The following is a 24,477-nucleotide window of genomic DNA, read 5'->3' as shown; positions in this document are numbered from 1 at the left end:
CCGCGGCCCTGTTATCGCTTACGCCGCCGCGGTGTCCTGCGATTCGCACACGACCTGGTTGCGGCCGTTGGCCTTGGCCAGGTAGAGCAGCCGGTCGGCTTCGGTGATCAGCGCATGCAGGTCGCCGTCGCTGCGGTGGCAGACGCCGATGCTGATGGTCACGCGAAGGGTGTGGTGCTTGACGTTGATCTGCAGCGAGGCGATGGATTCGCGCAGCCGCTCGAAGAACACTTCCGCCCCGGCCAGCGACACGCCTGGCACCAGCAGGCAGAACTCCTCGCCGCCGAAGCGGGCGACCACGTCCTGCGGGCGGGCATGGACGGCAATGGCGGTGGCCACGGCACGCAACGCCTGGTCGCCTGCATCGTGACCGTAGGTGTCGTTGACGTGCTTGAAGTGGTCGACGTCCAGCATCGCCATCGCCACCGGCCCGTTTCGGCCGCGCAGGGCCTTGTATCCCAGTTCGAAGAAATGGCGGCGATTGGGCAGGCCGGTGAGGTAGTCGCGCGTGGCCAGGTCCTGCAGCGTGCCGATCAATTCGAGGTTGTCGATGTTCTGCGATATCCGGCAGAAGAATTCCTCGCGCGAGAACGGCTTGTTGAGGAAGTCGTTGCCGCCGTTCTTGAGGAAGCGGGCGACCTGGGAAGCATCGGCAGAGGACGACACCCCGATCACCGACAGCATGGCGCGCGGGTGGGAGAGCCTGACCTGCTGGATGAATGCGATGCCGTCGATGCCGGCGTCGTCCTGCTCCTGGGCGGCATGGTCCAGCACGGCATGCTCCAGTACGACCAGCCGGATCGCGCCATCCGTGTCCAGCACCTGCAGCGCGCCGGCCGCGTCCGCCGACTGGAGTACGCGGAAGCCGTACAGCGCCAGCAATGCGGCGATGTGGGCGCGGGAGCCGGGTGAGCGGTCCACCACCAGCGCGGTGATCTGGCGGTTGCGCTCCAGCCGGCGCACCAGCCAGGTCAGGTACTCGATCGTGCCGGGTGCTTCCTTGAGCACGTAGTCGATGATGGGGAAGTTCACCATGCGCGCGCGGATGCTGTCGTCGTAGACGCCGGTGACCACGACCATCGGCACCGCCTTGCGGGCCAGCGCCTCGATGATCTGTTCCGGCTCCGCGTCGGGCAGCACCAGCCCGGTCAGGGCGAGGAAGAACGTCCCGCCGGTGGCCATGGCGTCATGCGCCGCTGCCAGCGAGTCCGCGGTGACGACTTCCAGGCCGAGGCGTTCGCGCAGCTCGGCCGCCAGCATGTTGGCGTAGGAGCGCGAGTTCCCGATCAGCAACACCCGCCCCTCGGGCACCTCCGCAGCAAGCGGTGGCCCGAACGGGGGCAGGGAAGTGGGCACGCCGGTGCCGGTCGATGGATTCAGGGGCATCGTGCGGGATATCGGCCGGCGGGCCGGTAACTTGAGGCCCGAGTCTCGCGACTTGCGCCACGCCCCAATTGGAGTCCCCACGGAGACGTCGCCGCTACCGGAAACCGGCCTTCCGGCGCCGATGAAGGCCGGATCGTTCTGGGGCTTGACATCACCGTTTACATTCGTAATCTGTCAAAAAGATTACAGGCGTAAACAATGCAGATCAGCGAAGCCGAATCGATCGTGATGGACGTGCTCTGGCGGCGGCAGCCGCTGGCGGCCGAGGACGTGGTCGCCGCCCTGGCCGAGAGCCGGCAATGGCAGGAGGCGACCATCAAGACCCTGCTCAACCGCCTGCTCAACAAGGGCGCGATCACCGCCGAGAAGGACGGCCGCCGCTATCTGTACACGCCGGTGCTCAAGCGCGAGGACTGGCTGATCGGCGAAAGCGAAAACCTGCTGGATCGCCTGTTCGATGGCCGGGTCGCGCCGCTGGTCGCGCATTTCAGCCAGCACCGCAAGCTCAGCCGCAAGGACATCGCCGAGCTGCGCAGACTGCTGGAGGAGATCGATGATGCAAGCCCCTGAGCTATTGGCCGCGTTGGTCGAGAGCGCGGTCGCTTCCAGTGTGGCGATCGTGCTGGTGATGCTGTTGCGGCGCCCGTTGCGCGTCCGCTTTGGCGCGGCGACCGCCTACGCGGCGTGGCTGCTGGTGCCCGTCGCGTTGCTGGCGGTGTTGTTGCCGTCTGCCGCGGTCACGCCGGTGCCGACCTCGATGACGTTGCTGCTCGGCAATGCGGTTCCACAGGCGGTTGCGGCCCAAACCCTGTCGATGCGCGACGCCGCCCCGGTCCTGATCCCGATGTGGTGGCTGGGCATGCTGGCGATGGCGCTGCGTTTCAGCCTGCAGCAGCGCCGGTTCCACCGCGCGCTCGGGCCGCTGCGCCGACGGCCCGATGGACTGCATCAGGCCGGCACGATCGATGGCCTGCCGGCGGCGCTGGGGTTGTGGCGGCCGCGGATCGTGGTGCCGGCCGATTTCGAGCAGCGTTACACCGACGAGCAGCGCGCGCTGATGCGGGCGCATGAAGCCAGCCATATCCGTCGCGGCGATCTGCACATCAACGCAGCCGTCGTCGCATTGCGCTGCGTGTTCTGGTTCAACCCGCTGGCGCATGCCGCGGCCCGGCATTTCCGCCACGACCAGGAGCTGGCCTGCGACCAGCGCGTGATCGCCCGTCATCCGACATCGCGCCGCGCGTACGGCGAGGCGATGTTGAAAACCCAGTTGGCCGCACAGCCCCTGCCGCTGGGATGCCACTGGGGCTACAGCCATCCACTCACGGAGAGAATCGCGATGCTCAAGCAACCCATTCCCACGGTTCCGCGCTGGATCGCCGGCAGCGCCCTCGTCGCGGCGTTGAGCGTGCTGGTCGGCTACAGCGCCTGGGCGGCACAGCCGGTCAGGCCCGCGCCGGATCAGGAAGTCGCCAGTGTCGGATCGCTGGTGCCGCCGCGTTATCCGGCCGAAGCGGCCAGCCAGGGTGTTGGCGGGAAAGTGAACCTGGTGATCGACGTGGACGCGCAGGGGCTTCCCGCCGAGGTGCAGGTCGAGTCGGCCGAGCCTGCCGGCGTGTTCGATCAGGTCGCGGTGGACGCGGCGCGCAATTGGCGGTTCGAGCCGAAGATCGAAAACGGCAAGCCGGTTACCAGCCGTATCCGGGTACCAGTGGAGTTCGAGCCTGACCGGCCCGCGCCTCCGGCACCTCCCTCGCCACCTGCGGTTTCTGTTGCGCCTGCGGCTCATGCGCCGCCGGCACCGCCCCTGCCGCCGCGGGCCCCGGCCGGGCCACCTGCTCACGCACCTCCCGCGGTTCCCGCACCGCTTACAGACCCTCCGCCGGCGGCTCCACCTGCAACGGAATGAACAGGTAGCGGCGGCCGTCGGTTCCTGCCGCGGGCAGGCGGCCGCCGCGGATGTTCACCTGCAACGAGGGGTACAGCAGGTTGGGCGCGGGCAGGCCGGCATCGCGCGCGCTGCGGGCGGCGTGGAAGGCCTCCAGTGTGGTGTCGCCGTCGAGCATGCGGTTGTCGCGGCGCGACTCGCCGACGCTGACGCTGGCCCGGCGCTCGCGGCCGGCCGGCGGGTAGTCGTGGCACAGCCACAGCACGGTCTCGTCGGGCAGGGCGTAGAGGCGCTGGATCGAAGCGTACAACCGCTCGATGTTGCCGCCGGGGAAGTCGCAGCGGGCGGTGCCCAGGTCGGGCGCAAACAGCGTGTCGCCGATGAACACGTTGTCGCCGATCCGGTAACTCAGGCCATCGGCCGTGTGCCCGGGCGTCGCCACCACCTCGATGCGCAGACGGCCGGCCTGGATGACCTCGCCGTCGGACAGCAGCTGGTCGAACGCGTGGACGAGGGTGTCGTCGTCGGTGGCCATCCCGAACACCTCGGCGAAGTGCGCCTGCACCGTGCGGATGCCGGCGCCGATCGCCACCGTTGCGGAGGTGCGCGCGCGCAGGAACGCGGCCGCGCTCAGGTGGTCGGCGTGGGCGTGGGTTTCCAGGATCCGGTGCACCTGCAGTCCGTGCGTTGCGATGTGGTCGAGCAGGGCGCGGGCGCTGCCGGTGGATACCCGGCCGGATCGGTGGTCGAAGTCGAGCACCGGATCGATCACCACCGCGTCGGTGCCCAGGCTGACGACGTAACTCCAGGTCCCGGTCGGCGCATGGAAGAACGGCTGGATGAGCAGGTCGTCGGTCATGGGGAGGGTTCCGGCTGCGGAGCGTCGGCGGCGCAATAGATGCTGTGCAGGGTGCTGATGATGCGCCGGGCGGGGCCGTCGGCGAGTGAATAGAAGATGCTCTGCGCCTCGCGCCGGGTCTGCACCAGACCGTCCTCGCGCAGCAGCGCCAGATGCTGCGAAAGCGCGGACTGGCTCAGGTCCAGATGCGCGTTCAGCTCGCTGACCGACTGCTCGCCTGTCACCAGCATGCACAGCAGCATCAGGCGCTTCTCGTTGCCCAGCGCCTTGAGCAGGCGCACCGCCTCGCCTGCGTGGGCGCGCATGGCGTCGGGATCGATCGCCGGTGGTGGCGGGGCGTTGGCCCCGCCTTGAGGGAGCCTGCTCATCCTCGCCGCCTCAGCGGCTACTGACCGGCAGGCCCGCGTCGGTCCACGCGGTGATGCCGCCGCCGATCGAGCGCACATCGTTGAAGCCCATGCGTTGCAGGTTCAACGCCGCCAGCGCCGCGCGGCCGCCGGTGCGGCAATACAGCACGATGGGGCAGGCCTTCTGCGACAGCGCGGGATCGCTGGCGTTGGCCACGGCCGGATGCGCGTCGACCTGGAACTCCAGCACGCCGCGCGGGATGTTGATCGCGCCGGCGATGTGGCCGGTCTGGAATTCCGCCGGTTCGCGCACGTCGATCAGGACGTGGCCAGGGCCGGCGGCGTACTCGCCCGGAGCGATCTCGCGGATCTGGCGGCGGGCTTCGGCGACGAGGTCGTTGGCGGTCAGTTGCATGGCGATTTCCTGTTGATGGTCCGGCGGCATCATATCACTGGACTCTAATATAAGAACAATCTAATGTTATGTCCGGACCGCAGCAAGGGCATGTCGCCCAGGCCGGTTTGCCGGGAGAGTCCCATGAGTATCGAGCGTGCAGTGACCGCCTTCGCGGGCGTGATGGTGCTGATCAGCGTTGCGCTGACCCAACTGGTGTCGCCGTGGTGGTGGCTGATGACGGCGTTCATCGGCATCAACCTGCTGCAATCCAGCTTCACCGGCTTCTGTCCGGCGGCGATGGTGATGCGCCGGCTGGGAGTAGGTCGGGGGACCACGGGCGGCTGCTGTGGCAAATAGACAGGTTGTCGGACCGGCCGTCAGGCGGCAGATGACGCGGCTGGGCGTGGCGGCCGGCTTGCTGGCTGCGCTGGTCGCCTGTGGTGGCGAGGTTTCGCAGTCGACGTTGCCACCGCTGCCGGCACTCGACACCTTCGTGGTGGAGGCGGACGGCGAGTCGCCGGGGCGCGCCTGGGACGGCGTCGTGGAGGCCGTGCAGCAGGCCGACATCTCGGCGCAGACGCAGGGACGGGTCGTGGCGGTGAATGTCGATCTGGATGACCGGGTCGAGGCCGGTGACGTGTTGCTGCGGCTGTCCGCGGTGGAGCAGCAGGCCGGTGTGGACAATGCCCGTGCGCAGTTGCGCGCGGCCGAGGCGCTGGCCGTGGAGGCCGCTGCGAACCATCGGCGCTATGCGGCGCTCGGCGACGGCCAGTTCGTCTCGCGTGCGCAGATCGACCAGGCGCGCGCGGCCCGCGACTCGGCCGCGGCCGCGCGCGATGCGGCACGCGCCCAGCTGGAGCAGATCGGCCAGCAGGCCGCGTACACCGTAGTGCGTGCGCCGTTCGCCGGTGTCGTCCACGCCCGCCGGGTCGAGCCGGGCGAGAGCGTCGCGCCGGGCCAGCCGTTGCTGTCGCTGTACGCGCCGGAGGCGTTGCGGATCCGCGTGCAGGTACCGCAGTCGGAAGCTGCGGGTATTGCCGCCGCCAACCGTGCCAGCGTCGTGTTTGCCGACGGTCGCCGGGTCGAGGCGGCCGCGGTCAGCGTGCTGCCCAGCGCCGATCCGCTTACGCACGGCATCGGTGTCCGGATCACCCTGCCACCGCTGGACGAGGCGCTGGTGCCCGGAACCACGGCCAAGGTCCTGTTCCCGGTCGCCGGCGGCACCGAGGTGTTGTGGATTCCATCGGCCGCGGTGCTGCGGCGTGGTGAACTCACGGGAGCGTATGTGCTGGCCGATGGGCGTCCGGTTCTGCGCCAGCTGCGGCTGGGCCGGGCCAGCGGTGGCCGGGTCGAGGTGCTGGCCGGGTTGAAGCCGGGCGAGACGGTCGCCAGCGATCCGGTTGCCGCGCTGCAGGCGCTGATGGCGCAGCGCAAAGGCGAGGGGAGTCGGCCATGACCGATGCGCGCAACGGTGCGGCCGAGGCCCGCCTGGGCCTGTCGGGCCGGCTCGCGGCCACCTTCCAGGCCAATCCGCTGACGCCGATCCTGGCGATCCTCGGGCTGTTGCTGGGCCTGGTCGCGGTGATGATCACCCCGCGCGAGGAGGAGCCGCAGATCGACGTGACCATGGCGAACGTGCTGGTCCCGTTCGAGGGCGCGAGCGCGCGGGATGTCGAGCAACTGGTCAGCACGCCGCTGGAGCAGAAGCTGTCGGAGATCGAAGGCGTCAAGCACGTCTACTCCATCAGCCGCCCCGGCATGGCGGTGCTGACGGTGGAGTACACCGTCGGCGTGGAGCGCCAGCCGGCGCTGGTGCGTCTGTACAACCAGGTCTTTTCGAACCAGGACTGGTTGCCGCCAAACGTTGGCGTCGGCCAACCGCTGATCAAGCCCAAGGGCATCGACGACGTGCCGGTGATGGCGTTGACCTTGTGGACCGATGACCCGCAACGCAGCGCCACCGACCTGGCCGAGGTCGCCCACACCCTGGAAACGGAGCTCAAGCGGGTGCCGGGCACGCGCGATGTCTACACCATCGGCGCGCCGGAACACATCGTCGCGGTCACCCTCGATCCGGCAAAACTGGCGGTGCACGGGCTCGCGGTGGCGGACCTGATGCAGACGCTGCAGGCGGCCAACACGGTGCGCCACGTCGGTGAGCGGGTCGGGCCCGACGGCGCGGTGCCACTGGCAGCGGGCGCGTTCCTGGTCGACGTCGACGGTGTGGCGGAACTGGTGATCGGCCTGCGCGACGGCCATCCCCTGCATCTTTCCGATGTGGCCGACATCCGCAGTGGCGCCGATGTCGCCACCCAGTACGCCTGGCATGGCGCTCCGGTCGGCCGTGATGGTCCGGTCGCCGGCATCGCGCCGGCCGTCACCCTCGCGATCGCCAAGAAGCCGGGCAGCAACGCCGCCGACATCACCGGCGCCATCACCGGCCGGGTCGCGCAACTGCAGGGCGAGTTGATTCCCGAAGGCGTCCACGTCACCGTCACCCGCGACTACGGCCGCACCGCCAGCGACAAGGCGCAGAAGCTGATCCAGAAGCTGGTGTTCGCGACCGGTTCGGTCGTGCTGCTGGTGCTGTTCGCGCTGGGCTGGCGCGAGGCGGTCGTGGTCGGCAGCGCGGTGGTGCTGACGCTGGCGCTGACCCTGTTCGCGTCGTGGGCGATGGGCTTCACCCTCAACCGGGTGTCGTTGTTCGCGCTGATCTTCTCGATCGGCATCCTGGTCGACGACGCGATCGTGGTGGTGGAGAACATCCACCGGCACATGGCGCGCGGCGGCAGGACCCTGTTCGAGGCGATCCCGCCGGCGGTCAACGAGGTCGGCGGCCCGACCATCCTGGCGACCTTCACCGTGATCGCCGCGCTGATGCCGATGGCGTTCGTGTCCGGCCTGATGGGCCCGTACATGCGGCCGATCCCGATCAACGCCTCGGTCGGCATGCTGCTGTCGCTGGCCATCGCGCTGATCGTCACCCCGTGGCTGTCGCTCAAACTGCTGCGTCGCCACGCGCCTGCCAGCGGTGATGCCGGCGATACCGTCGCCGATGAGGAAACCCGTCTGCACCGCGGGTTCGGAAAGCTGATGCGCCCGTTCCTCGACCCGCGCGTTGGTGGACGGCGCCGCTGGTGGCTGTTCGGCGGCATGGCCGGGCTGGTGGTGCTGGCCGCATCGCTGGCGGTGGTGCAGCTGGTGGTGATGAAGATGCTGCCGTTCGACAACAAGTCCGAGTTCCAGGTGGTCGTGGATCTGCCCGAGGGCCGCACCCTGGAGGACACCAACGCGTTGCTGGTGGAGCTGGCCGCCGTGCTGGACACCGTGCCCGAGGTGCTCGACTACCAGGGCTATGCCGGCACGTCCGCGCCGATGAACTTCAACGGGCTGGTGCGGCAGTACTTCCTGCGCCGCGGAAGCAATGTCGGCGACCTGCAGGTGAACCTGGTCGACAAGCACGAGCGCGACCGCCAGAGCCATGCCATCGCCCGTGCATTGCGACCGCAACTGGCGGCCGTCGGCGAGCGCCACGGCGCGTCGGTCAAGGTGGTGGAAGTCCCGCCCGGCCCGCCCGTGCTGTCGCCGCTGGTCGCCGAGGTCTACGGGCCCGATTACGCGGGCAGTCGCGAACTGGCGCTGGAACTGGCCGAGCGTTTCCGCCGGACCGAAGGCGTGGTCGACGTGGATACCAGCGTGGAGCACGCCGCGCCGCGCGAGACCCTCGTCGTCGACCGCGCCCGTGCCGCGCGCCTGGGCGTACCGCAGTCCGCGATTGCCGAGGCATTGCAGGCGGCGGTGTCCGGTATCGATGCCACCTATGTGCATGACGGCGCATCCAAGTACCCGCGCCCCGTGCGCTTGCGCCTGCCGGCGTCGGAGCAGGCCGGCATGGACCGGCTGCTGGCGCTGCAGGTGCGCGGCGGCCAAGGCCAGCTGGTGCCGCTGTCGGAGCTGGTGAGCGTCGAGCGTGGCCACTGGGACGGCGCGATCCACCACAAGGATCTGCTGCCGGTGGTGTACGTGACCGGCGACGAGGCCGGCGCGCTGGATAGCCCGCTGTACGGCATGTTCGATCTGGTCGGCCAGCTCGGGCGCGATGAGGTGGACGGCCGGCACATCGCCCAGACCTTCATCACGCAACCGCCCGATACCAGCGATTTCGCGATCAAGTGGGACGGCGAATGGCAGATCACCTACGAGACCTTCCGCGACATGGGCATCGCCTACGCGGCCGGGATGGTGCTGATCTACCTGCTGGTGGTCGCCCAGTTCCGCAGCTACCTGGTGCCGCTGGTGATCATGGCGCCGATCCCGCTGACCGTGATCGGGGTGATGCCGGGCCACGCGCTGCTGGGCGCGCAGTTCACCGCGACCTCGATGATCGGCATGATCGCGCTGGCCGGCATCATCGTGCGCAATTCCATCCTGCTGGTGGACTTCATCAACCACGCACTGGCAGCTGGACGCCCGCTCGAGCAGGCCGTGGTCGATGCCTGCGCGGTGCGCGCCAAGCCGATCGTGTTGACCGGCGTGGCGGCGATGATGGGCGCGTTCTTCATCCTCGACGACCCGATCTTCAACGGACTGGCGGTGTCGCTGATCTTCGGCATCCTTGTCAGCACCGTCCTCACCCTGGTGGTGATTCCATTGCTGTATTACACCTTGATGCATCGCAGCCGGCCGCCTTTGGCGGAGTCGGCGGAGGAGCTGGCATGAGCACAACCGAACGAACCCCGGCGACCGACCCGCTGCTGGTCGCCTGCCCGCATTGCCACGCCCCCAACCGGGTGCCGGCGGCGCGCCTGTCGGAAGCGCCGGTCTGCGGGCGCTGCGGGCAGGGATTGTTCAACGGCAAGCCGGTGGCGCTGGGGGTCGACCACTTCGCGACCCACGTCAATCGTGGCGACCTGCCCGTGCTGGTGGACTTCTGGGCGCCGTGGTGCGGGCCGTGCAAGATGATGGCGCCGCAGTTCGAGCGTGCCGCCGCCGAACTGGAACCACAGGTGCGGCTGGCCAAGGTCGACACCCAGAGCGAGCCCACCCTGGGCCAGCAGTACGCGATCCGCAGCATCCCCACCCTGGTGTTGTTCAAGGGCGGTCGCGAACGGGCGCGGCAGGCCGGCGCGATGGCCGCGGCTGATATCGTGCGCTGGACGCGCCAGCACCTGCCGGGCTGAGCATCGATGCCCGGCGGCGCAGCCGGTTGCCGCGGCAGGCGAGAATGCAGCTACTGCGATGCCATCCAGCCCATCGGTCCGTACCGGCCAGATCCAGCGAGGAACCCGTCATGAAACGTCACGTACATCCCACAGGGCCAGCCTGTCTCGCCGCCGGCCTTGCCCTGGCGTTGCTCGCCGGCTGCGGTAATGCGGCATCGCCCGGCTCTGACCCGGTGGCCGGAGCTGCGGCCGCCGCGTCTGCGTCGGGTGTCGACGGGACGGCGGTCGGCATGGCCATGGCCGAAGAAGCGGAGCCGACACTCGCGTCGGCGATCCCCGGACTGCGTGAGCCGCGCGCGGGTCTCTACACCGCCGGCCAGCCTGACGCCGAGGCGTGGACAGCCGCCGCCCGGCACGGCGTCACCACGGTGATCGACCTGCGTCCGGAAGGGGAGATGCAGGGACGCAACGAAGCCGCTGAGGTCGCCGACGCCGGACTGGTCTACCACCATCTGCCGGTCGCCGGCGCGGGCGACGTGAACATGGCCAACGCGGAACAGTTGCGGCAGCTGATCGAGCAGGCCCCCGGCCCGGTGCTGGTGCATTGCGCGTCGGGCAACCGGGTCGGCGCCTTGCTGGCGCTGGGTGCGGCGAAGGACGACGGAATGACGACCGACCAGGCCATCGCATTCGGACGCGAGGCCGGTCTTGGCAGCCTGGGGTCGCGCGTGCGCGAGGTGCTTGAATCGGCGCCGGCCGCCGAATAATCACGGCATGGACGGAACGCCCCCCGCGTGCGTCGGAGTGGCGGAGGCATGCCGCCGCCGGTGAGTCGCGACCGCACGGCGATTCCCGACATCAGAGCGTTCGCGGCTCACGTCACTCTATACAGCCGCTACGACCGGAGGAAGGCCAGCCGGACAAAAGCCTGGCCATCGCGGTCTGTTCCTTGGTAGGAGCGGTGTCCGCCGCGAACGCGCAGGACTACGCCAACGGCGCGACTTTCACCACCCGTGACGCCCGCATTACGCAGTTGAGAAAGCCGTGACCGCGCACCGGCTACGGCTCGCCAAGCGCTTGGTTCAGCACCGCCGCGAGGTGGGCGCCGCCCAGGCGCAGCTGCGTTTCGGCGACCGGTCGCCAAGCCTGCACGTAATCGCCGTCGATCTTGGCGCGCGGCGGATAGAAGCCAGGCTGGACCACGATCGTGCAGGAATGCTCGGCCCATTCGTGGGCACTGTCGGCCACCGGCGCCAGCAGTCCCGGGGGTGAGGACAGCGCCGGTTCCGGCAGCTTGCGCAGCCGTTCCAGATAACGCGCGGTGTCCAGTCCGCGGGTGTTGATCAGTCCGCTGTCCCAGAGCTGGTGCAGGTTGCTGCCCTTGCCGTACAGATTGATTTGGAATTGGTTGCCGCCGCGGTCGTGGCCATAGCCGGCGTGCGCGGGCTGGTGGATGTCGCCGACGAAGTGGACGACGAATTTCAGCGCCTGCCGCCGTGCTTCCAGCGGCTGCGTGCGATCGGCCAGGATCGCGGTCTGGGCGCGGATGGCCTCGACCACGCAATCGCCACCGGGGCAATCGCGGGCGGCGTCGTAACGGCAATCGTGCTCGGCGATGTTGACGTAATGCCAGCGCGCGCTGCGCTTGCCCAGGTCCGGGTCGTGCTCGCGCAGCTCGTCCGCCCAGCTGGCGATGCCGGCCAGGTCGTGCCCCGGATCGTCGGCGAGCAGGCGCTCGACTTCGCCGCGTGCCTGCGGCGTCAGCGCGTCGTCGGCCAGCGAGGCGACCAGTTGATGACCCCGCGGCCCCCAGGCCGGGGCGTCGAAAGACACAAACAGTGCGCAGGTGGCCAGCGTGAGCGCCAGGAAAGTGCTGCAAGGGGTTCGATTCATGCCGGCAAGGGTAGCCGAGCAGGGCCCTTACCACCGTGCGTGAACTGGCGTTGCCCGATGAAGGGTGCGGCGGCGTTGAGGTGCGAAGCAGCGCTTGATCCACGTCAGCGACATGGCGTTGTCCACCGCACCAGGAGCCTCTCGCCGCCGGGATGGGCTAAAATGGGGAGCTTTTTCCCTACACATGCCCGTCAGGAGCCCTGCAATGGCGATCAAGGTTGGTATCAACGGTTTTGGCCGCATCGGACGCAACGTCCTGCGTTCTGCGATTCAGAATTTCGGCAGCGACATCGAAGTGGTTGCCATCAACGACCTGCTGGAGCCGGACTACCTGGCCTACATGCTGCAGTACGACTCCGTCCACGGCCGTTTCGACGGTGACATCAAGGTCGAGGGCAACGACATCGTCGTCAACGGCAAGAAGATCCGCCTGACCCAGGAGCGCGACCCGGCCAACCTGAAGTGGGGCGAGGTCGATGTCGACGTGGTGATCGAGTCCACCGGACTGTTCCTGACCAAGGAAGCGGCGCAGAAGCACCTCGACGCCGGCGCGAAGAAGGTGATCCTGTCGGCGCCGTCGAAGGACGACACGCCGATGTTCGTCTTCGGCGTCAATGACAAGAAGTACGCCGGCGAGGCGATCATCTCCAACGCCTCCTGCACCACCAACTGCCTCGCGCCCGTCGCCAAGGTGCTCAACGACAAGTGGGGCATCAAGCGCGGCCTGATGACCACCGTGCACGCGGCCACCGCGAGCCAGAAGGTCGTCGACGGTCCGAGCAACAAGGACTGGCGCGGCGGCCGCGGCATCCTGGAGAACATCATTCCCTCGTCCACCGGCGCGGCCAAGGCCGTCGGCGTGGTGATCCCGGAGCTGAACAAGAAGCTCACCGGTATGAGCTTCCGCGTGCCGACCTCGGACGTGTCGGTGGTCGACCTGACCGTCGAGCTGGAGAAGCCGGCGACCTACGCGGAGATCTGCGCGGAGATGAAGGCGCAGTCCGAAGGCCCGCTGAAGGGCATCCTGGGCTACACCACCGACAAGGTGGTCGCGACCGATTTCCGCGGCGACACCCGCACCTCGATCTTCGACGCCGAAGCCGGCATCGCGCTGGACGACACCTTCGTCAAGCTGGTCACCTGGTACGACAACGAGTGGGGCTACTCCAACAAGTGCCTGGAGATGGTCCGGGTCGTGGCGAAGTAATCGCCACTGCCTCCACGAAAAACCGGGCCTCATCGCCCGGTTTTTTGTTGGATTCCGTAACGCCGTCCTGGACCGCTGCGGTCATCTCCGCGAAGGCGGGGATCCGTGGGCTTGGCTGACGACGTCCTTCAAAAGCGAACTGTTCCGGGCGTTTTCAGCGTTTCAGCAACGGCAGCTTGTCCGGCACACCGTCCCATTTCGCCGCATCCTCCAGCGCCGGGATCTTGCGGTCGATCACCGGCCACAACGGCGCCAGTTCGGCATTGATCGCGAGGAACTTCTCCTGCCCCGCCGGGACATCGTCTTCCGGGTAGATCGCACCGACCGGGCACTCGTCCACGCACAGGGTGCAGTCGATGCATTCGTCGGGATCAATCACCAGGAAGTTCGGGCCCTCGTGGAAACAGTCGACCGGACACACCTCGACGCAATCGGTGTGTTTGCAGTTGATACAGTTTTCGGTGACGACGTGGGTCATGGGAGGTCCACCTTGACAGGTTCCAGCATTGCCATTCTCTCGCGTATTGATTTGTCGCGGCCCTGACATGGATCAAGGCGGTCTGGTCGGCGCGCCGGGACAATAGCGCCAACACCCCCCCCCACTACATGGAGTCAGAAAGATGATCCGCAAGTTGTCCGCAGTAGCCCTGCTCGGCGTTGCCGGCATGTTCGCCCTCCCCGCGATGGCAGCCAATTGCGCGGCCACCGTCGACAGCAACGACGCGATGCAGTTCACCACCAAGAGCCTGCAGGTGCCGGCCTCGTGCAAGGAGTTCAAGGTCACCCTGAAGCATGTCGGGCAGCTGCCCAAGACGGTGATGGGGCACAACTTCGTGCTCGGCAAGACCGCCGATGTCGCCGGCATCAACGCCGACGGCATGAAGGCCGGTGCGGACGCCAACTACGTCAAGGCCGGCGATCCGCGGGTGATCGCGGCGAGCAAGCTGATCGGCGGTGGCGAGTCGACCACCGTCACCATTCCGGTCGCGAAGCTGAAGGCGGGCGAAGACTACACCTACTTCTGCTCGTTCCCCGGCCATGCCGGGATCATGAAGGGCAGCTTGACTCTGTCCAAGTAAGTCACCATCTGGGAAGGGGCGACCACTGCGGTCGCCCCTTTTCCGTTTTCGCGATTCGTCGTCGCGATTTTTGCCGGTGCCTCATGACACGCGACTCCACCGAACTCACCGAGGCGCAACTGGCGGCCCTGGTCGACCGTTTCTACGACAAGATCCAGGTTCATCCGACCCTCGGGCCGGTATTCAATGCCGCCGTGCACGACTGGCCGGAACACAAGGCGCTGCTGACCTCGTTCTGGTCGTCGGTCGCGCTGGGCACGCGCAGCTATCGCGGTAATCCGATGGCGAAACACCGCGGCCACAATATCCACGCCGGGCATTTCGACGAGTGGCTGGCGCTCTGGCGGGAGACCGCAGATGAAGTCCTCGACGCCGAACACGCCGCGCTGGTGCACGAGTACGCCGAGCGCATAGGTCGCAGCCTGCGTTACGGGCTGGGGCTGAACGATGGCGGTCGCTCGCTGGGACTGCCGATCGTCGGCGGTTGAAATCAACCTGCCGCAGCAAACATCGACCCGCATAGAGGCGTAGGGCGCATGGGCAATGCGCCGCACCAACCCGACATACAGGAGCGTTCATGGCCAGCTGGTACCCCCTGATCCTGCTGTTGCACCTGTCGTGCGCGATCGTCTTCATCGGCGCGGTCGCCTTCGAGGTGCTGGTGCTGGAGTCGCTGCACGGTCAGTTCGAACCGGCGCTGATGCGTCGCATCGAGCAGGCCGTGATGGCGCGCGCACGACGGTTCATGCCGTGGGTGGTCGGCCTGCTGTTCCTGAGCGGATTCGCCTTGTTCGACATCCGCTGTGACGGATTCGCCTGCGTCGGCTCGCGTTTCGGCTGGATGCTGCTGGCCAAGGTGACGCTGGCCTTCATGGTGCTGGCGGTGTTCGCGCGCACGGTGCTGGCCAGCGCGCGCGGCGGCCTGGATCCCTGCAGCGTCCGCCATACCCACCAGATCATCCTGGCGCTGATGGCCGGCATAGTGGTGCTTGCGAAGCTGATGTTTTATTGAGTGGGGGATCGAGGCCGGGCGGCGCGCCTTTGGTTCGGCGCATTTCGCCTTTGGTGCGGCGCATTACGCCTTTGGCTAATGCGCCCTACGCGCCCTGCGCGTCCTGCACCCCCACGTGCGCTCTATGCGCCTTGCGCATCCTCAGTGCTTGCGCTCGACACCCGCATCGGGGGGACCGGCGTCGGCCGGCCCCGGTCGTCCAGCGCGACCATCGTGAACCGGCCGCGCGTGGCCAGCAGCGCCTGGCCGGAATGCAGGTCCTCGCTGTGCATCTCCACTTCCACCTGCAACGAGGTGCGCCCGGTCGCCACCACCCGCGCGACCAGTTGCACCAGCGCGCCCTGGTTGACCGCGGTGTGGAAGTCGATCTGCTCCGAGCGCGCGGTCACCACGGTGCAGCGTGCATAGCGCGAAGCGGCGATGAACGCGGCCTTGTCCATCCACGCCAGCGCCTGGCCACCGAACAGCGTGCCCAGGTGGTTGGTGTGGTCGGGGAACACGATCTCGGTCATGCGCGCCTCGGTGCTGGGCAGGGTCGTGCGGGTGGCGGTCATCGGGGTCGGACTCCTGCCACCGACGCTGGCGAGGGGTCGCAGCGCCGGGAGGCGTAAGGGAAGGTGGCGGCGTCCTTGCCGCCGGGTTGGCGTTGCAGTGCCCGCGCGGCATCCATCCGCTGCGTCGACAACGGCCCTGTCGTCGTTGCCTCCGGTCATCCTGCCGGAGCGGCGGCCTCCTGCCACCTGCTGGAACCGCATCTATGCGGAAATCGGATCATCGCCCCATGCGGGAGAGCACATTCCGCTGCGAGCGGTCTCGCGTCAGAACGCGGCGTCGAACGCGACCTCGCCCTGCACGCCGACCTGGTAAGCGGACACGCGGCGCTCGAAGAAGTTGGTCACTTCCTGCACGTCCTGCAGGTCCATGAAACCGAACGGATTGCTTGCCCCGAAGTGCTTTGGCATGCCGAGCTGGCCGAGCCGCTGGTCGGCGCAATATTCCAGGTACTGGCGCATGTCCTTCAGCGACAGGCCGACCACGCCGCCCGACAAGGTGTCCTGGGCGAACAGCATTTCGCACTCGACCGCCTCGGTCAGCATCTGGATGACATCGCGCTGCATCGACGCGTCGAACAGCTCCGGCTCCTCCTCGCGCGCGGTGCGGATCACCTCGAACGCGAACGCCATGTGGCAGCTCTCATCGCGGAACACCCAGTTGGTGCCCGAGGCCAGACCGTGCAGCAGTCCGCGCGAGCGCAGGTAGTAGACGTAGGCAAACGCGCCGAAGAAGAACAGGCCTTCGATGCAGGCGGCGAAGCAGATCAGGTTGAGCAGGAACTGGCGGCGGTGCGCGCGGGTCTCGATGCGCTTGAGGTCCTGGATCGAGTCGATCCACTTGAAGCAGAACTCCGCCTTGGCACGGATCGACGGGATGTTCTCGACCGCCGCGAACGCCTCGGTGCGTGCCTTGTCGTCGGGCAGGTAGGTGTCCAGCAGGGTCAGGTAGAACTGCACGTGCAGCGCCTCCTCGTACAGCTGCCGCGACAGGTACATGCGCGCTTCGGGTGCGTTGATGTGCTGGTAGAGGTTCAGCACCAGGTTGTTGGCGACGATCGAATCGCCGGTGGCGAAAAATGCGACCAGCCGCTCGACCAGATGACGCTCGGCCGGGCCGAGCTTGCCGCGCAGGTCGTTGACGTCGAGCGAGAAGTCGACCTCCTCGACCGTCCAGGTGTTGCGGATCGCGTCGCGGTACATCTCGTAGAAACGCGGGTAGCGCATCGGGCGCAGGGTGAGGTCGAAGCCGGGGTCGAGCAGGCGTGGGGTGGTCATGGTGGATCCTTGGAAGCGGGGGCTGTCGTAGGAGCGACGTAAGTCGCGAATGCCTCGACGATCGCCGGGCTGTGGAAATCGCGACTTACGTCGCTCCTACAACGGAGGGAAGTCGGCGACGGGATAGATGGGGAGGTCGCCGGATATGGTGTGGCGGTACCGCCTACTGGCAGGCTTCGCAGCTCTCCGGATTCTCCAGCGAGCAGGCGATCGCTTCGGCGTTGGGCACCGGCGCGCTGACGGTCGATTTGGCAATCCTCGTCGCCGGCCGCGAGCGCAGGTAGTAAGTCGTCTTCAAGCCCCGCTTCCACGCGTACATGTACATCGACGACAGCGGGCCGATGCTCGGGTTCTCGATGAACAGGTTCAGCGACTGGCTCTGGTCGATGAAGGCACCGCGGTCGGCGGCCATGTCGATCAGCGAGCGCATCGGCAACTCCCAGGCGGTGCGGTAGACCTGCCGCAGCGCTTCGGGAATCTGGCCGATACCCTGGATCGAGCCGTCGGCCAGTTTCACCGCGTCGCGCAGGTCCGGCGTCCACAGCCCGAGCGTCTTGAGCTCCTCGACCAGGTACTTGTTGACCACCAGGAAATCGCCCGACAGCGTTTCTCGCTTGAACAGGTTGGACACCTGCGGCTCGATGCATTCGTAGCAGCCGGCGATTGAGGCGATGGTGGCGGTCGGGGCGATCGCGATCAGCAGCGAGTTGCGCAGGCCGTTTTCGCGGATGCGCGAGCGCAGTGCGTCCCAGCGGGCGAGGTCGGTCGGGGTCACGTCCCATGCCTCGAACTGCAGTTCGCCCTGCGAGGCGCGGGTATCGCCGAACGCGGGATGCCGACCCTGCTCGATGGCCAGCTCGCAGGAGGCGGACAGGGCGTGAAAGTAGATCTCCTCGGCGATCCGCCGGGACAGCTCGCGCGCTGGCCCGGAGTCGAACGGCAGCCGCAGTTTGAAGAACACGTCCTGCAGGCCCATCGCGCCCAGACCGACCGGCCGCCATTTGAGGTTCCCCCGGCGCGCGGTGTCGATCGGGTAGAAATTCAGGTCGATCACGCGGTCCAGCTGGCGCACCGCCAGGCGCACGGTCTCGGCCAGTTTGTCGAAATCGAACCGGGCAACATCGCCGATGCCGCTGCCCTCGACGTGGTGGGCGAGGTTGATCGAGCCCAGGTTGCAGACTGCGGTCTCCTCCTGCGAGGTCACTTCCAGGATCTCCGTGCACAGGTTCGACAGGTGCACCACGTTGCCTTCGCGCAGGGTCTGGTTGCAGGCGCGGTTGGACTTGTCCTTGAAGTTCATCCAGCCGTTGCCGGTCTGGGCGAGGGTGCGGATCATCCGTCCGTACAGCTCGCGCGCCTTGACCTGTCGGGTCGCCAGGCCGGCGGCTTCGGCGGCGTGGTACGCGCGGTCGAACGCCTCGCCGAACAGGTCGGTCAGCTGCGTGCCGTTGCGGGCCAGCACCGCCGGATCAAACAGCGACCACATCGCGTCGGCTTCCACCCGGCGCATGAACTCGTCGGGGATCCAGTTGGCGAGGTTGAGGTTGTGGGTGCGGCGGGCGTCCTCGCCGGTGTTGTCGCGCAGCTCCAGGAACTCCTCCACATCGGCGTGCCACGGCTCCAGGTACACGCAGGCCGCGCCCTTGCGCTTGCCGCCCTGGTTCACCGCCGCGACCGAGGCATCCAGCGTCTTCAGCCACGGCACGATGCCGTTGCTCAGCCCGTTGGTGGAGCGGATCAGCGAGCCGCGCGAGCGCACCCGGCTCCAGGAAAGCCCGATGCCGCCGCTGAACTTGCTCAGCTTGGCGACGTCCATGTAGCGCTGGTAGATCGCCTCCAGCGAGTCCTCGGGCGAGTCGAGCAGGAAGCAGCTCGACAACTGCTCGTGGGTGGTGCCGGCGTTGAACAGCGTCGGCGAGCTGGGCAGGTAGTCCAGCTGAGCCATGCGCCGGTACAGCGCGAGCGCATCATTGACGTCCTCCGACAACGCGCAGGCGATGCGCAGGAAGAACTGCTGCGGCGTCTCGATCACCGTGCGCGCGGTCGGGTGGCGCAACAGGTAGCGGTCGTACACCGTGCGCAGGCCGAAGTAGTCGAAACGGGTGTTGAGGGTGTGGTCGATCGCGTCGTTGAGCTTGCGCGCGTTGGCCTGCACGAAGCCCAGCAGGCGTTCGTTGATCAGGCCCAGGTCGAAGCCGCGCTGCACCGATTGCGAGAACGCGTTGATGTTGATGGACGCGACTTCCTTCTCGATCACGCCGGCGAGCAGGCGCGCGGCAAGGCGGCCGTATTCGGGCTCCTCGGCGGTCAGCAGGGCGGCGGTGCGGATCGACAGCTCGTCCAACTCGGACGTGGTCGCGCCGTCGTACAGGCCGGAGATCGTACGGGTGGCGACGCGCATCGGGTCGACCGCGTACAGGTCGTCGCTGCAGCGGGTGATCGCACGCACGATCTTGTTGAGGTCGACCGGCTCGCGGCTGCCGTTGCGCTTGGTCACCCGCATGCTCAGGGCGGCGGCGGGCGGAGTGAGGGTGAAGCCGGGCTGGTCGTTGTCGCCCGATGGCGCAGTTGCGGTGGATGCGGTATTCCCGGTCGCATCGGTCACGGTCGCTTCGGTGCTGACGGAATCGGCAGATTCGCGGGCGTGGCCGGGGATGGTGGGAACCACTTCGGCCGAGTGGGTGGCGGCGATGCCGGGTGGTGCGAGGTCTGTCTCGGCGTGGAGGACGGTCATGGGTGGGCTCCGGTGCAGGGCGCACGGGTCGTCGGCCTTCCCTCGAAGGACGACGCACGGAGGCGTGTCGCGCCACCGACACGCGCAAAGAACGCGGTGCCGACGGCACGGCCACGCCCCCGCGGGCGGTGGAGTTTCCGGGTCTGAAGCGGAAGGTGTCGGCTGGCGTCGGTGGACGCCCTGTCACCCCGCCGCGAGGCAGGGTGCTGCGACACCGACCGTCTTCCCCCGAAGACTCCCTGGCCGGTCACCGCGCGGTGTGCATCGCGCGGTTGTCGGCAGGTCTTCGGGCTCTGGACGTGGCAGGCAGCGCCTGACTTTCCTACTGGCCGTCGCTTCCCAGGGCGTGTTGCCCCAGTGCCAAGACGGCGTTCGTTTCCATTTACCGCTGCGGGGCAGCGCCGGATTCACACCGGCTTCCCTTTTCAGCCGACCGCGAGGATCGGCACCGACGGGCACAACATATCGTGTTTTGTTGGTTAGTCAACACAATATGTGGGTAGTTGCCGCGACGTGAAATAGCCGGGTCGGGTCGGAATGTTGTTGCAATGAAGGGCGGCGACGGGAGAGATTCGCGATTGCGCCTGCCGGACAGCTTGGCCAGTCGCTCCACGAAATTCGCCTGATGTCCCAGCCACCCGACAGGCGCGTGGCAGTGGATCGGCGCCTGTTTTTCTTCCGGCTGCGATGGTTGCTCGGCATGTGATCTGCGGTGGGATCGCTTGTTGGCCATGGAGTGAGCCGCGGCGGGAGAGATTCGTGAGCGCGCCTGCCGGGCAGCTTGGCCAGTCGCTCCACGAAATTCGCCTGGTGTCCAAGCCACCCGACAGGCGCTACCCGAGTACGCCGGCGCTCGTTTGGCCTTTTGGTTGCGTCCGCTTTGGCCTGTATCGGACGGTCGGTTTCGGGTCGAGATGTCCGCCAGCCCGATGGCTTCCCGCTTTGCTCCATCAACCGCATCGTCAGTGTGCAGGCGTGTGCGGGGTATCGGCGAAACCAAGCGAATATCGTGGAGCGACTTGCGGCGATGCCCCGTGCGCGCGCTCGTCCGCTGTCCGGGATTTTTTTGGCCAATGGCTTGCCACGCCTTTCCGGGCCTGCACCTCAGTCAACCGTGCAAGGTTTGCCCGACTCCTCCCCGGACGGGACAATGGCCGGCCCGAGCCTGGCGATCGCCCGGCTCTTATCGCCATCACGGAAACGCCCATGACCATTCTCCGCATGACCGACCTCGACCTAGCCGGCAAACGCGTGCTGATCCGCGAGGATCTGAACGTGCCGATCGACGCCGAGGGCCGGATCACCTCCGAGCAGCGCATCACGGCGGCGCTGCCGACCCTGAAGCTGGCGCTGGAAAAGGGCGCGGCGGTGATGGTGATGTCGCACCGCGGTCGGCCGACCGAAGGCAACTGGAGCGAAGCCGACTCGCTGGCACCGGTGGCAGCGCGGCTGTCGGAGCTGCTCGGCATCGACGTGCCGCTGGTCAAGGACTGGGTCGACGGTGTCGAGGTCGCTCCCGGCCAGCTGGTGCTGCTGGAAAACTGCCGCATGAACGTCGGCGAGAAGGCCGATGACGAGGCTTTGTCGAAGCGTTATGCCGCGCTGTGCGATGTGTTCGTGATGGACGCGTTCGGCACCTCACACCGTGCGCAGGCCTCCACCCATGGCGTCATCCGGCACGCGCCGGTCGCGGCCGGTGGCCCGTTGTTGATGGCGGAGTTGGATGCGCTTGGCAAGGCACTCGACCAGCCGGCGCGGCCGCTGCTGGCGATCGTCGCCGGCTCCAAGGTCAGCACCAAGCTGGAGCTGCTGTCCTCGCTGGTGGGCAAGGTCGACCAGTTGATCGTCGGCGGTGGCATCGCCAACACCTTCATCGCCGCGATGGGGCATGGGGTGGGCAAGTCGCTGGTGGAAATGGACCTGGTCGACACCGCGAAGCAGATCATGAGCGACGCGAAAGCGCGCGGCGCCGACATCCCGGTGCCGACCGACGTGGTGGTCGCACCCGCGTTCGCGGCCGATGCGCCGGCCACGGTGAAGGCGGTCGATGCGGTCGGCGCGGACGACATGATCCTCGACATCGGCCCGGACACCGCGGCGCGCTACGCGGCAATGATCAAGAGTGCCGGGACGGTGGTCTGGAACGGCCCGGTCGGGGTGTTCGAGTTCGATGCGTTCGGCAAGGGCACCGAGGCATTGGCCCGCGCCATCGCCGACAGCAACGCGTTCTCGATCGCCGGTGGCGGCGACACTCTGGCGGCGGTCGACAAGTACGGCATCGCCGACCGGGTGAGTTACATCTCCACTGGCGGCGGCGCGTTCCTGGAGTTCCTGGAAGGCAAGGAGCTGCCGGCGGTGACGGCCCTGAAGGCGCGCGGCTGAGCGTCGATGAAACCCACCCTGTTCTTCGACATGGACGGCACGCTGATCGACTCGGCGGTCGGCATCACCCGCTGTGTGGCGCACGCCCTGACGCAGATGGACGTGGCGGTGCCCCCGCAGTCGGAGTTGCGACGCTGGATCGGACCTTCGCTGCGTACCAGCTTCGGGCCGTTGTTCGATGACCCGGCCGATGTCGAGCGTGCGGTGGAACACTACCGCGTGCGCTTCGAGACCCACGGTTGGGCCGAGCACGAGCTCTATGCCGGGATCGGCGCGGTCATCGAGTCGCTGCACGCCGCCGGCCACCGCCTTGCCGTGGTGACCGCGAAGAACGAGCCGCACGCGCGCAAGATCGTCGACCACCTGCCGTTCGGCCATCGCTTCGACGACGTGATCGGCGCGACCGTCGACGGCCGCCTCAGCGACAAGCCCGAGCTGATCGCCGAGGCGCTGGATCGGCTGCAGCTGGACCCGGCGCAGTGCTGGATGATCGGCGACCGCCGCATGGACATCGAAGGCGCGCGCCATCACGGCATGCGCAACGTCGGCGTTCTGTGGGGCTTCGGCGGGGAAGCGGAACTGCGCGCCGCCGGTGCGCAGACCCTGGCAGCCGAGCCGGCGCAATTGGCTGGCCTGCTGGCCGGTTGAACCGTTCCGCGGGACCGGTTGGCCGATCCATTCCGGAGTTGCCGCGGCTGCCGTCTGCCGGGAGTTTCATCGGGCAGGAGGGCCCGGAACTCGTGCTAGCGTGATCCGATCGATCCCTGCATGGAAGTTTCCCGATGGCCGCGCTGCTGCGACGTACCAAGATCCTTGCCACCCTCGGCCCGGCGACCGATGCGCCCGGCGTGCTGGAGGCGATCATCGCCGCCGGTGTCGACGTGGTGCGATTGAACTTCTCCCACGGCGATCCGGCGTCGCATGTCGCACGCGCCGAGGCGGTGCGCGCGGCCGCGCACAAGGTCGGGCGTGAGATCGGCATCCTGGCCGACCTGCCGGGGCCGAAGATCCGCATCGACCGCTTCGCCGAAGGCAAGGTGCACCTCAGCGCCGGCGACCGCTTCGACCTGCTGGCCCGCGCCGATGCCCCGCCGGGCACGCAAATCGAGGTCGGCGTCAGCTACCTCGGCCTGCCCGGCGATGTTGTTGCAGGGGATGTGCTGCTGCTCGACGACGGCATGATGCAGCTGCGCGTGGAAGCGGTGGACGGCCAGCGCATCGTCACCCGCGTGCTCAACGACGGCGTCCTGTCGGACCGCAAGGGTTTGAACAAGCAGGGCGGCGGCCTGTCGCTGGGTGCGCTGACCGAACACGACGAGGCGTTGATCCAGGTGGCCGCGCAGATCGGGGTCGACTTCATCGCCGTGTCGTTCTGCCGTACCGCCGCCGACATGCACGATGCCCGCCGGATCGCGCGCGCGGCGGGCAGCGATGCCGCGCTGGTATCGAAGATCGAGCGTGCCGAAGCGATCGAGAACCTGGGCGAGATCATCGACGCCAGCGACGTGGTGATGGTGGCGCGCGGTGATCTGGGGGTGGAGATCGGTGATGCCGAGCTGCCGGGCCTGCAGAAGAAGATCATCCGCGAGTCGCTGGCCCGCCACCGGGTGGTCATCACCGCCACCCAGATGCTGCAGTCGATGGTCGAAAGCCCGATCCCGACCCGCGCCGAGGTGCTCGATGTCGCCAATGCGGTGATCGACGGCACCGATGCGGTGATGCTGTCGGCCGAATCCGCCGCCGGCCGCTATCCGGTCAAGTCGGTCGAGGCGCTGGTGCGCATCTGCCTGGGCGCGGAGCGCCAGTTCGACCACGACACCGATTTCGAGGCCGCTCCGCGCAACCTGCAGCGCGCCGACCAGGCGATCGCGATGGCGGCGATGTTCGTGTCCGAGCACATCGGGGTGCGCGCGATCGTGGCGATGACCGAGTCGGGCGGCACGGCCGGCTTCCTGTCGCGGTTCCGCGCGCCGGTGCCGATCTTCGGCCTGTCCCGTCACCCCGGCACCCGGCGCAAGATGGCGTTGATGCGCAGCGTGATCCCGCTGGATTTCGACAGCCGCGGCCTGGCCACGCGCGACGCCGTGCGCAGTGCGATCCGGCAACTCTTCCAGGCCGACCAGCTGGCCGTGGGGGAGCGGGTGATCTTCACCAGCGGCGACCACATGGAGCACCGCGGCGCGACCAACACCCTGCGCCTGCTGCTGGTGGGCGAGGAGGGCAGCACCGAGGGACTGGGCGAGCTGTGATGTGCCCGTAAGCCACTGTTTCGCAATGGCCTTTGCTCCGGTGGGCCGCTATA

At 67.8% G+C, this 24,477-nt stretch carries 23 protein-coding genes and 1 riboswitch; of the genes, 14 read left to right on the top strand and 9 right to left on the bottom strand.

What is annotated here, in order from left to right; genetic code table 11:
- Positions 1-18: 18 nt before the first annotated feature.
- Positions 19-1,260 carry a GGDEF domain-containing protein gene (locus N792_RS09120; protein WP_224743956.1) on the bottom strand — a complete coding sequence of 414 codons (1,242 nt, stop codon included), beginning with the start codon at positions 1,258-1,260 and terminating at the stop codon, positions 19-21.
- A gap of 324 nt (positions 1,261-1,584) precedes the next feature.
- Here N792_RS09120 and N792_RS09115 point away from each other — a divergent pair, with 324 nt between their 5' ends.
- Positions 1,585-1,956, top strand: coding sequence for a BlaI/MecI/CopY family transcriptional regulator (locus N792_RS09115; RefSeq protein WP_036194258.1), 372 nt, complete (start codon positions 1,585-1,587; stop codon positions 1,954-1,956).
- Positions 1,943-3,295, top strand: a complete 1,353-nt coding sequence (locus tag N792_RS09110; RefSeq protein WP_084105656.1) for a TonB family protein — start codon at positions 1,943-1,945, stop codon at positions 3,293-3,295. Before N792_RS09115 ends, N792_RS09110 begins: the two co-directional genes overlap by 14 nt.
- Here the strand turns inward: N792_RS09110 and N792_RS09105 are convergent.
- The 3 genes from N792_RS09105 to N792_RS09095 are packed head-to-tail and all read right to left on the bottom strand — an operon-like array spanning position 3,255 to position 4,895.
- Complete coding sequence (locus N792_RS09105; protein WP_036194256.1) at positions 3,255-4,133, bottom strand: MBL fold metallo-hydrolase; 879 nt, start codon at positions 4,131-4,133, stop codon at positions 3,255-3,257. The genes N792_RS09110 and N792_RS09105 overlap by 41 nt on opposite strands.
- The gene (locus N792_RS09100; protein WP_036194255.1) at positions 4,130-4,501 is read right to left on the bottom strand and encodes an ArsR/SmtB family transcription factor; all 372 of its coding nucleotides are present in this window, start codon (positions 4,499-4,501) and stop codon (positions 4,130-4,132) included. The genes N792_RS09105 and N792_RS09100 overlap by 4 nt, the downstream gene beginning before the upstream one ends.
- 10 nt (positions 4,502-4,511) lie before the next feature.
- Positions 4,512-4,895, bottom strand: coding sequence for a rhodanese-like domain-containing protein (locus N792_RS09095; RefSeq protein WP_036194386.1), 384 nt, complete (start codon positions 4,893-4,895; stop codon positions 4,512-4,514).
- A 123-nt stretch (positions 4,896-5,018) separates the two neighbouring features.
- Between N792_RS09095 and N792_RS09090 the strand changes: the two genes are divergently transcribed.
- From N792_RS09090 to N792_RS09070, 5 genes are all read left to right on the top strand, one after another.
- Complete coding sequence (locus N792_RS09090) at positions 5,019-5,234, top strand: YgaP family membrane protein (protein WP_036194253.1); 216 nt, start codon at positions 5,019-5,021, stop codon at positions 5,232-5,234.
- A 31-nt stretch (positions 5,235-5,265) separates the two neighbouring features.
- Positions 5,266-6,333 (top strand): efflux RND transporter periplasmic adaptor subunit, encoded by a 1,068-nt coding sequence (locus N792_RS09085; RefSeq protein WP_052103850.1) that lies wholly within the window; start codon positions 5,266-5,268, stop codon positions 6,331-6,333.
- Positions 6,330-9,596 carry an efflux RND transporter permease subunit gene (locus N792_RS09080; protein WP_052103848.1) on the top strand — a complete coding sequence of 1,089 codons (3,267 nt, stop codon included), beginning with the start codon at positions 6,330-6,332 and terminating at the stop codon, positions 9,594-9,596. The genes N792_RS09085 and N792_RS09080 overlap by 4 nt, the downstream gene beginning before the upstream one ends.
- A complete protein-coding gene (gene trxC, locus N792_RS09075) occupies positions 9,593-10,057 on the top strand; it encodes a thioredoxin TrxC (RefSeq protein ID WP_036194251.1) in 465 nt (154 codons plus the stop codon). Before N792_RS09080 ends, trxC begins: the two co-directional genes overlap by 4 nt.
- Positions 10,058-10,167: 110 nt before the next feature.
- The gene (locus N792_RS09070) at positions 10,168-10,806 is read left to right on the top strand and encodes a protein tyrosine phosphatase family protein (RefSeq protein WP_191150475.1); all 639 of its coding nucleotides are present in this window, start codon (positions 10,168-10,170) and stop codon (positions 10,804-10,806) included.
- A gap of 292 nt (positions 10,807-11,098) precedes the next feature.
- Here N792_RS09070 and N792_RS09065 read toward each other — a convergent pair whose 3' ends face one another.
- The gene (locus tag N792_RS09065; RefSeq protein WP_084105622.1) at positions 11,099-11,932 is read right to left on the bottom strand and encodes a S1/P1 nuclease; all 834 of its coding nucleotides are present in this window, start codon (positions 11,930-11,932) and stop codon (positions 11,099-11,101) included.
- Positions 11,933-12,137: 205 nt separating this feature from the next.
- Here N792_RS09065 and gap point away from each other — a divergent pair, with 205 nt between their 5' ends.
- A complete protein-coding gene (gap, locus tag N792_RS09060; RefSeq protein ID WP_036194247.1) occupies positions 12,138-13,139 on the top strand; it encodes a type I glyceraldehyde-3-phosphate dehydrogenase in 1,002 nt (333 codons plus the stop codon).
- Between the two features lie 154 nt (positions 13,140-13,293).
- On the opposite strand, the gene fdxA is transcribed toward gap, so the two are convergent.
- A complete protein-coding gene (fdxA, locus tag N792_RS09055) occupies positions 13,294-13,617 on the bottom strand; it encodes a ferredoxin FdxA (protein WP_036194245.1) in 324 nt (107 codons plus the stop codon).
- 142 nt (positions 13,618-13,759) lie between these two features.
- Between fdxA and azu the strand changes: the two genes are divergently transcribed.
- From azu to N792_RS09040, 3 genes are all read left to right on the top strand, one after another.
- Positions 13,760-14,218 carry an azurin gene (azu, locus tag N792_RS09050; RefSeq protein ID WP_156969362.1) on the top strand — a complete coding sequence of 153 codons (459 nt, stop codon included), beginning with the start codon at positions 13,760-13,762 and terminating at the stop codon, positions 14,216-14,218.
- An 83-nt stretch (positions 14,219-14,301) separates the two neighbouring features.
- On the top strand, positions 14,302-14,706 hold the full coding sequence (locus tag N792_RS09045; RefSeq protein ID WP_036194243.1) for a group III truncated hemoglobin: 405 nt from the start codon (positions 14,302-14,304) through the stop codon (positions 14,704-14,706).
- 89 nt (positions 14,707-14,795) lie between these two features.
- Positions 14,796-15,230: a membrane protein gene (locus N792_RS09040; RefSeq protein ID WP_036194241.1), complete on the top strand. Its 435-nt coding sequence runs from the start codon at positions 14,796-14,798 to the stop codon at positions 15,228-15,230.
- A 122-nt stretch (positions 15,231-15,352) separates the two neighbouring features.
- Here the strand turns inward: N792_RS09040 and N792_RS09035 are convergent, their stop codons facing one another.
- The 3 genes from N792_RS09035 to N792_RS09025 all read right to left on the bottom strand — a co-directional run bounded on the left by N792_RS09035 (position 15,353) and on the right by N792_RS09025 (position 19,562).
- Entirely contained in the window at positions 15,353-15,784 is a 432-nt protein-coding gene (locus tag N792_RS09035) for an acyl-CoA thioesterase (protein WP_036194239.1), read from the bottom strand.
- A gap of 264 nt (positions 15,785-16,048) precedes the next feature.
- The gene (locus N792_RS09030; protein WP_036194237.1) at positions 16,049-17,059 is read right to left on the bottom strand and encodes a ribonucleotide-diphosphate reductase subunit beta; all 1,011 of its coding nucleotides are present in this window, start codon (positions 17,057-17,059) and stop codon (positions 16,049-16,051) included.
- A 163-nt stretch (positions 17,060-17,222) separates the two neighbouring features.
- Complete coding sequence (locus N792_RS09025; protein WP_084105654.1) at positions 17,223-19,562, bottom strand: ribonucleoside-diphosphate reductase subunit alpha; 2,340 nt, start codon at positions 19,560-19,562, stop codon at positions 17,223-17,225.
- A 491-nt stretch (positions 19,563-20,053) separates the two neighbouring features.
- Positions 20,054-20,261, bottom strand: a riboswitch (cobalamin riboswitch).
- A 738-nt stretch (positions 20,262-20,999) separates the two neighbouring features.
- On the opposite strand from N792_RS09025, the gene N792_RS09015 reads away from it, so the two are divergent.
- The 3 genes from N792_RS09015 to pyk all read left to right on the top strand — a co-directional run bounded on the left by N792_RS09015 (position 21,000) and on the right by pyk (position 24,424).
- Positions 21,000-22,175, top strand: coding sequence for a phosphoglycerate kinase (locus N792_RS09015; protein ID WP_036194233.1), 1,176 nt, complete (start codon positions 21,000-21,002; stop codon positions 22,173-22,175).
- Between the two features lie 6 nt (positions 22,176-22,181).
- Positions 22,182-22,823, top strand: a complete 642-nt coding sequence (locus N792_RS09010) for an HAD hydrolase-like protein (protein ID WP_036194230.1) — start codon at positions 22,182-22,184, stop codon at positions 22,821-22,823.
- Between the two features lie 134 nt (positions 22,824-22,957).
- The gene (gene pyk, locus N792_RS09005) at positions 22,958-24,424 is read left to right on the top strand and encodes a pyruvate kinase (protein ID WP_036194228.1); all 1,467 of its coding nucleotides are present in this window, start codon (positions 22,958-22,960) and stop codon (positions 24,422-24,424) included.
- The last annotated feature ends 53 nt before the right edge of the window (positions 24,425-24,477 follow it).

Origin of the sequence: Lysobacter concretionis Ko07 = DSM 16239, from assembly GCF_000768345.1 — a bacterium.
GTDB classification, from domain to species: Bacteria; Pseudomonadota; Gammaproteobacteria; order Xanthomonadales; family Xanthomonadaceae; genus Novilysobacter; species Novilysobacter concretionis.
The sequence above is the reverse complement of the archived record's forward strand: the minus strand, read 5'-3'. Positions and strand labels throughout refer to the sequence as shown.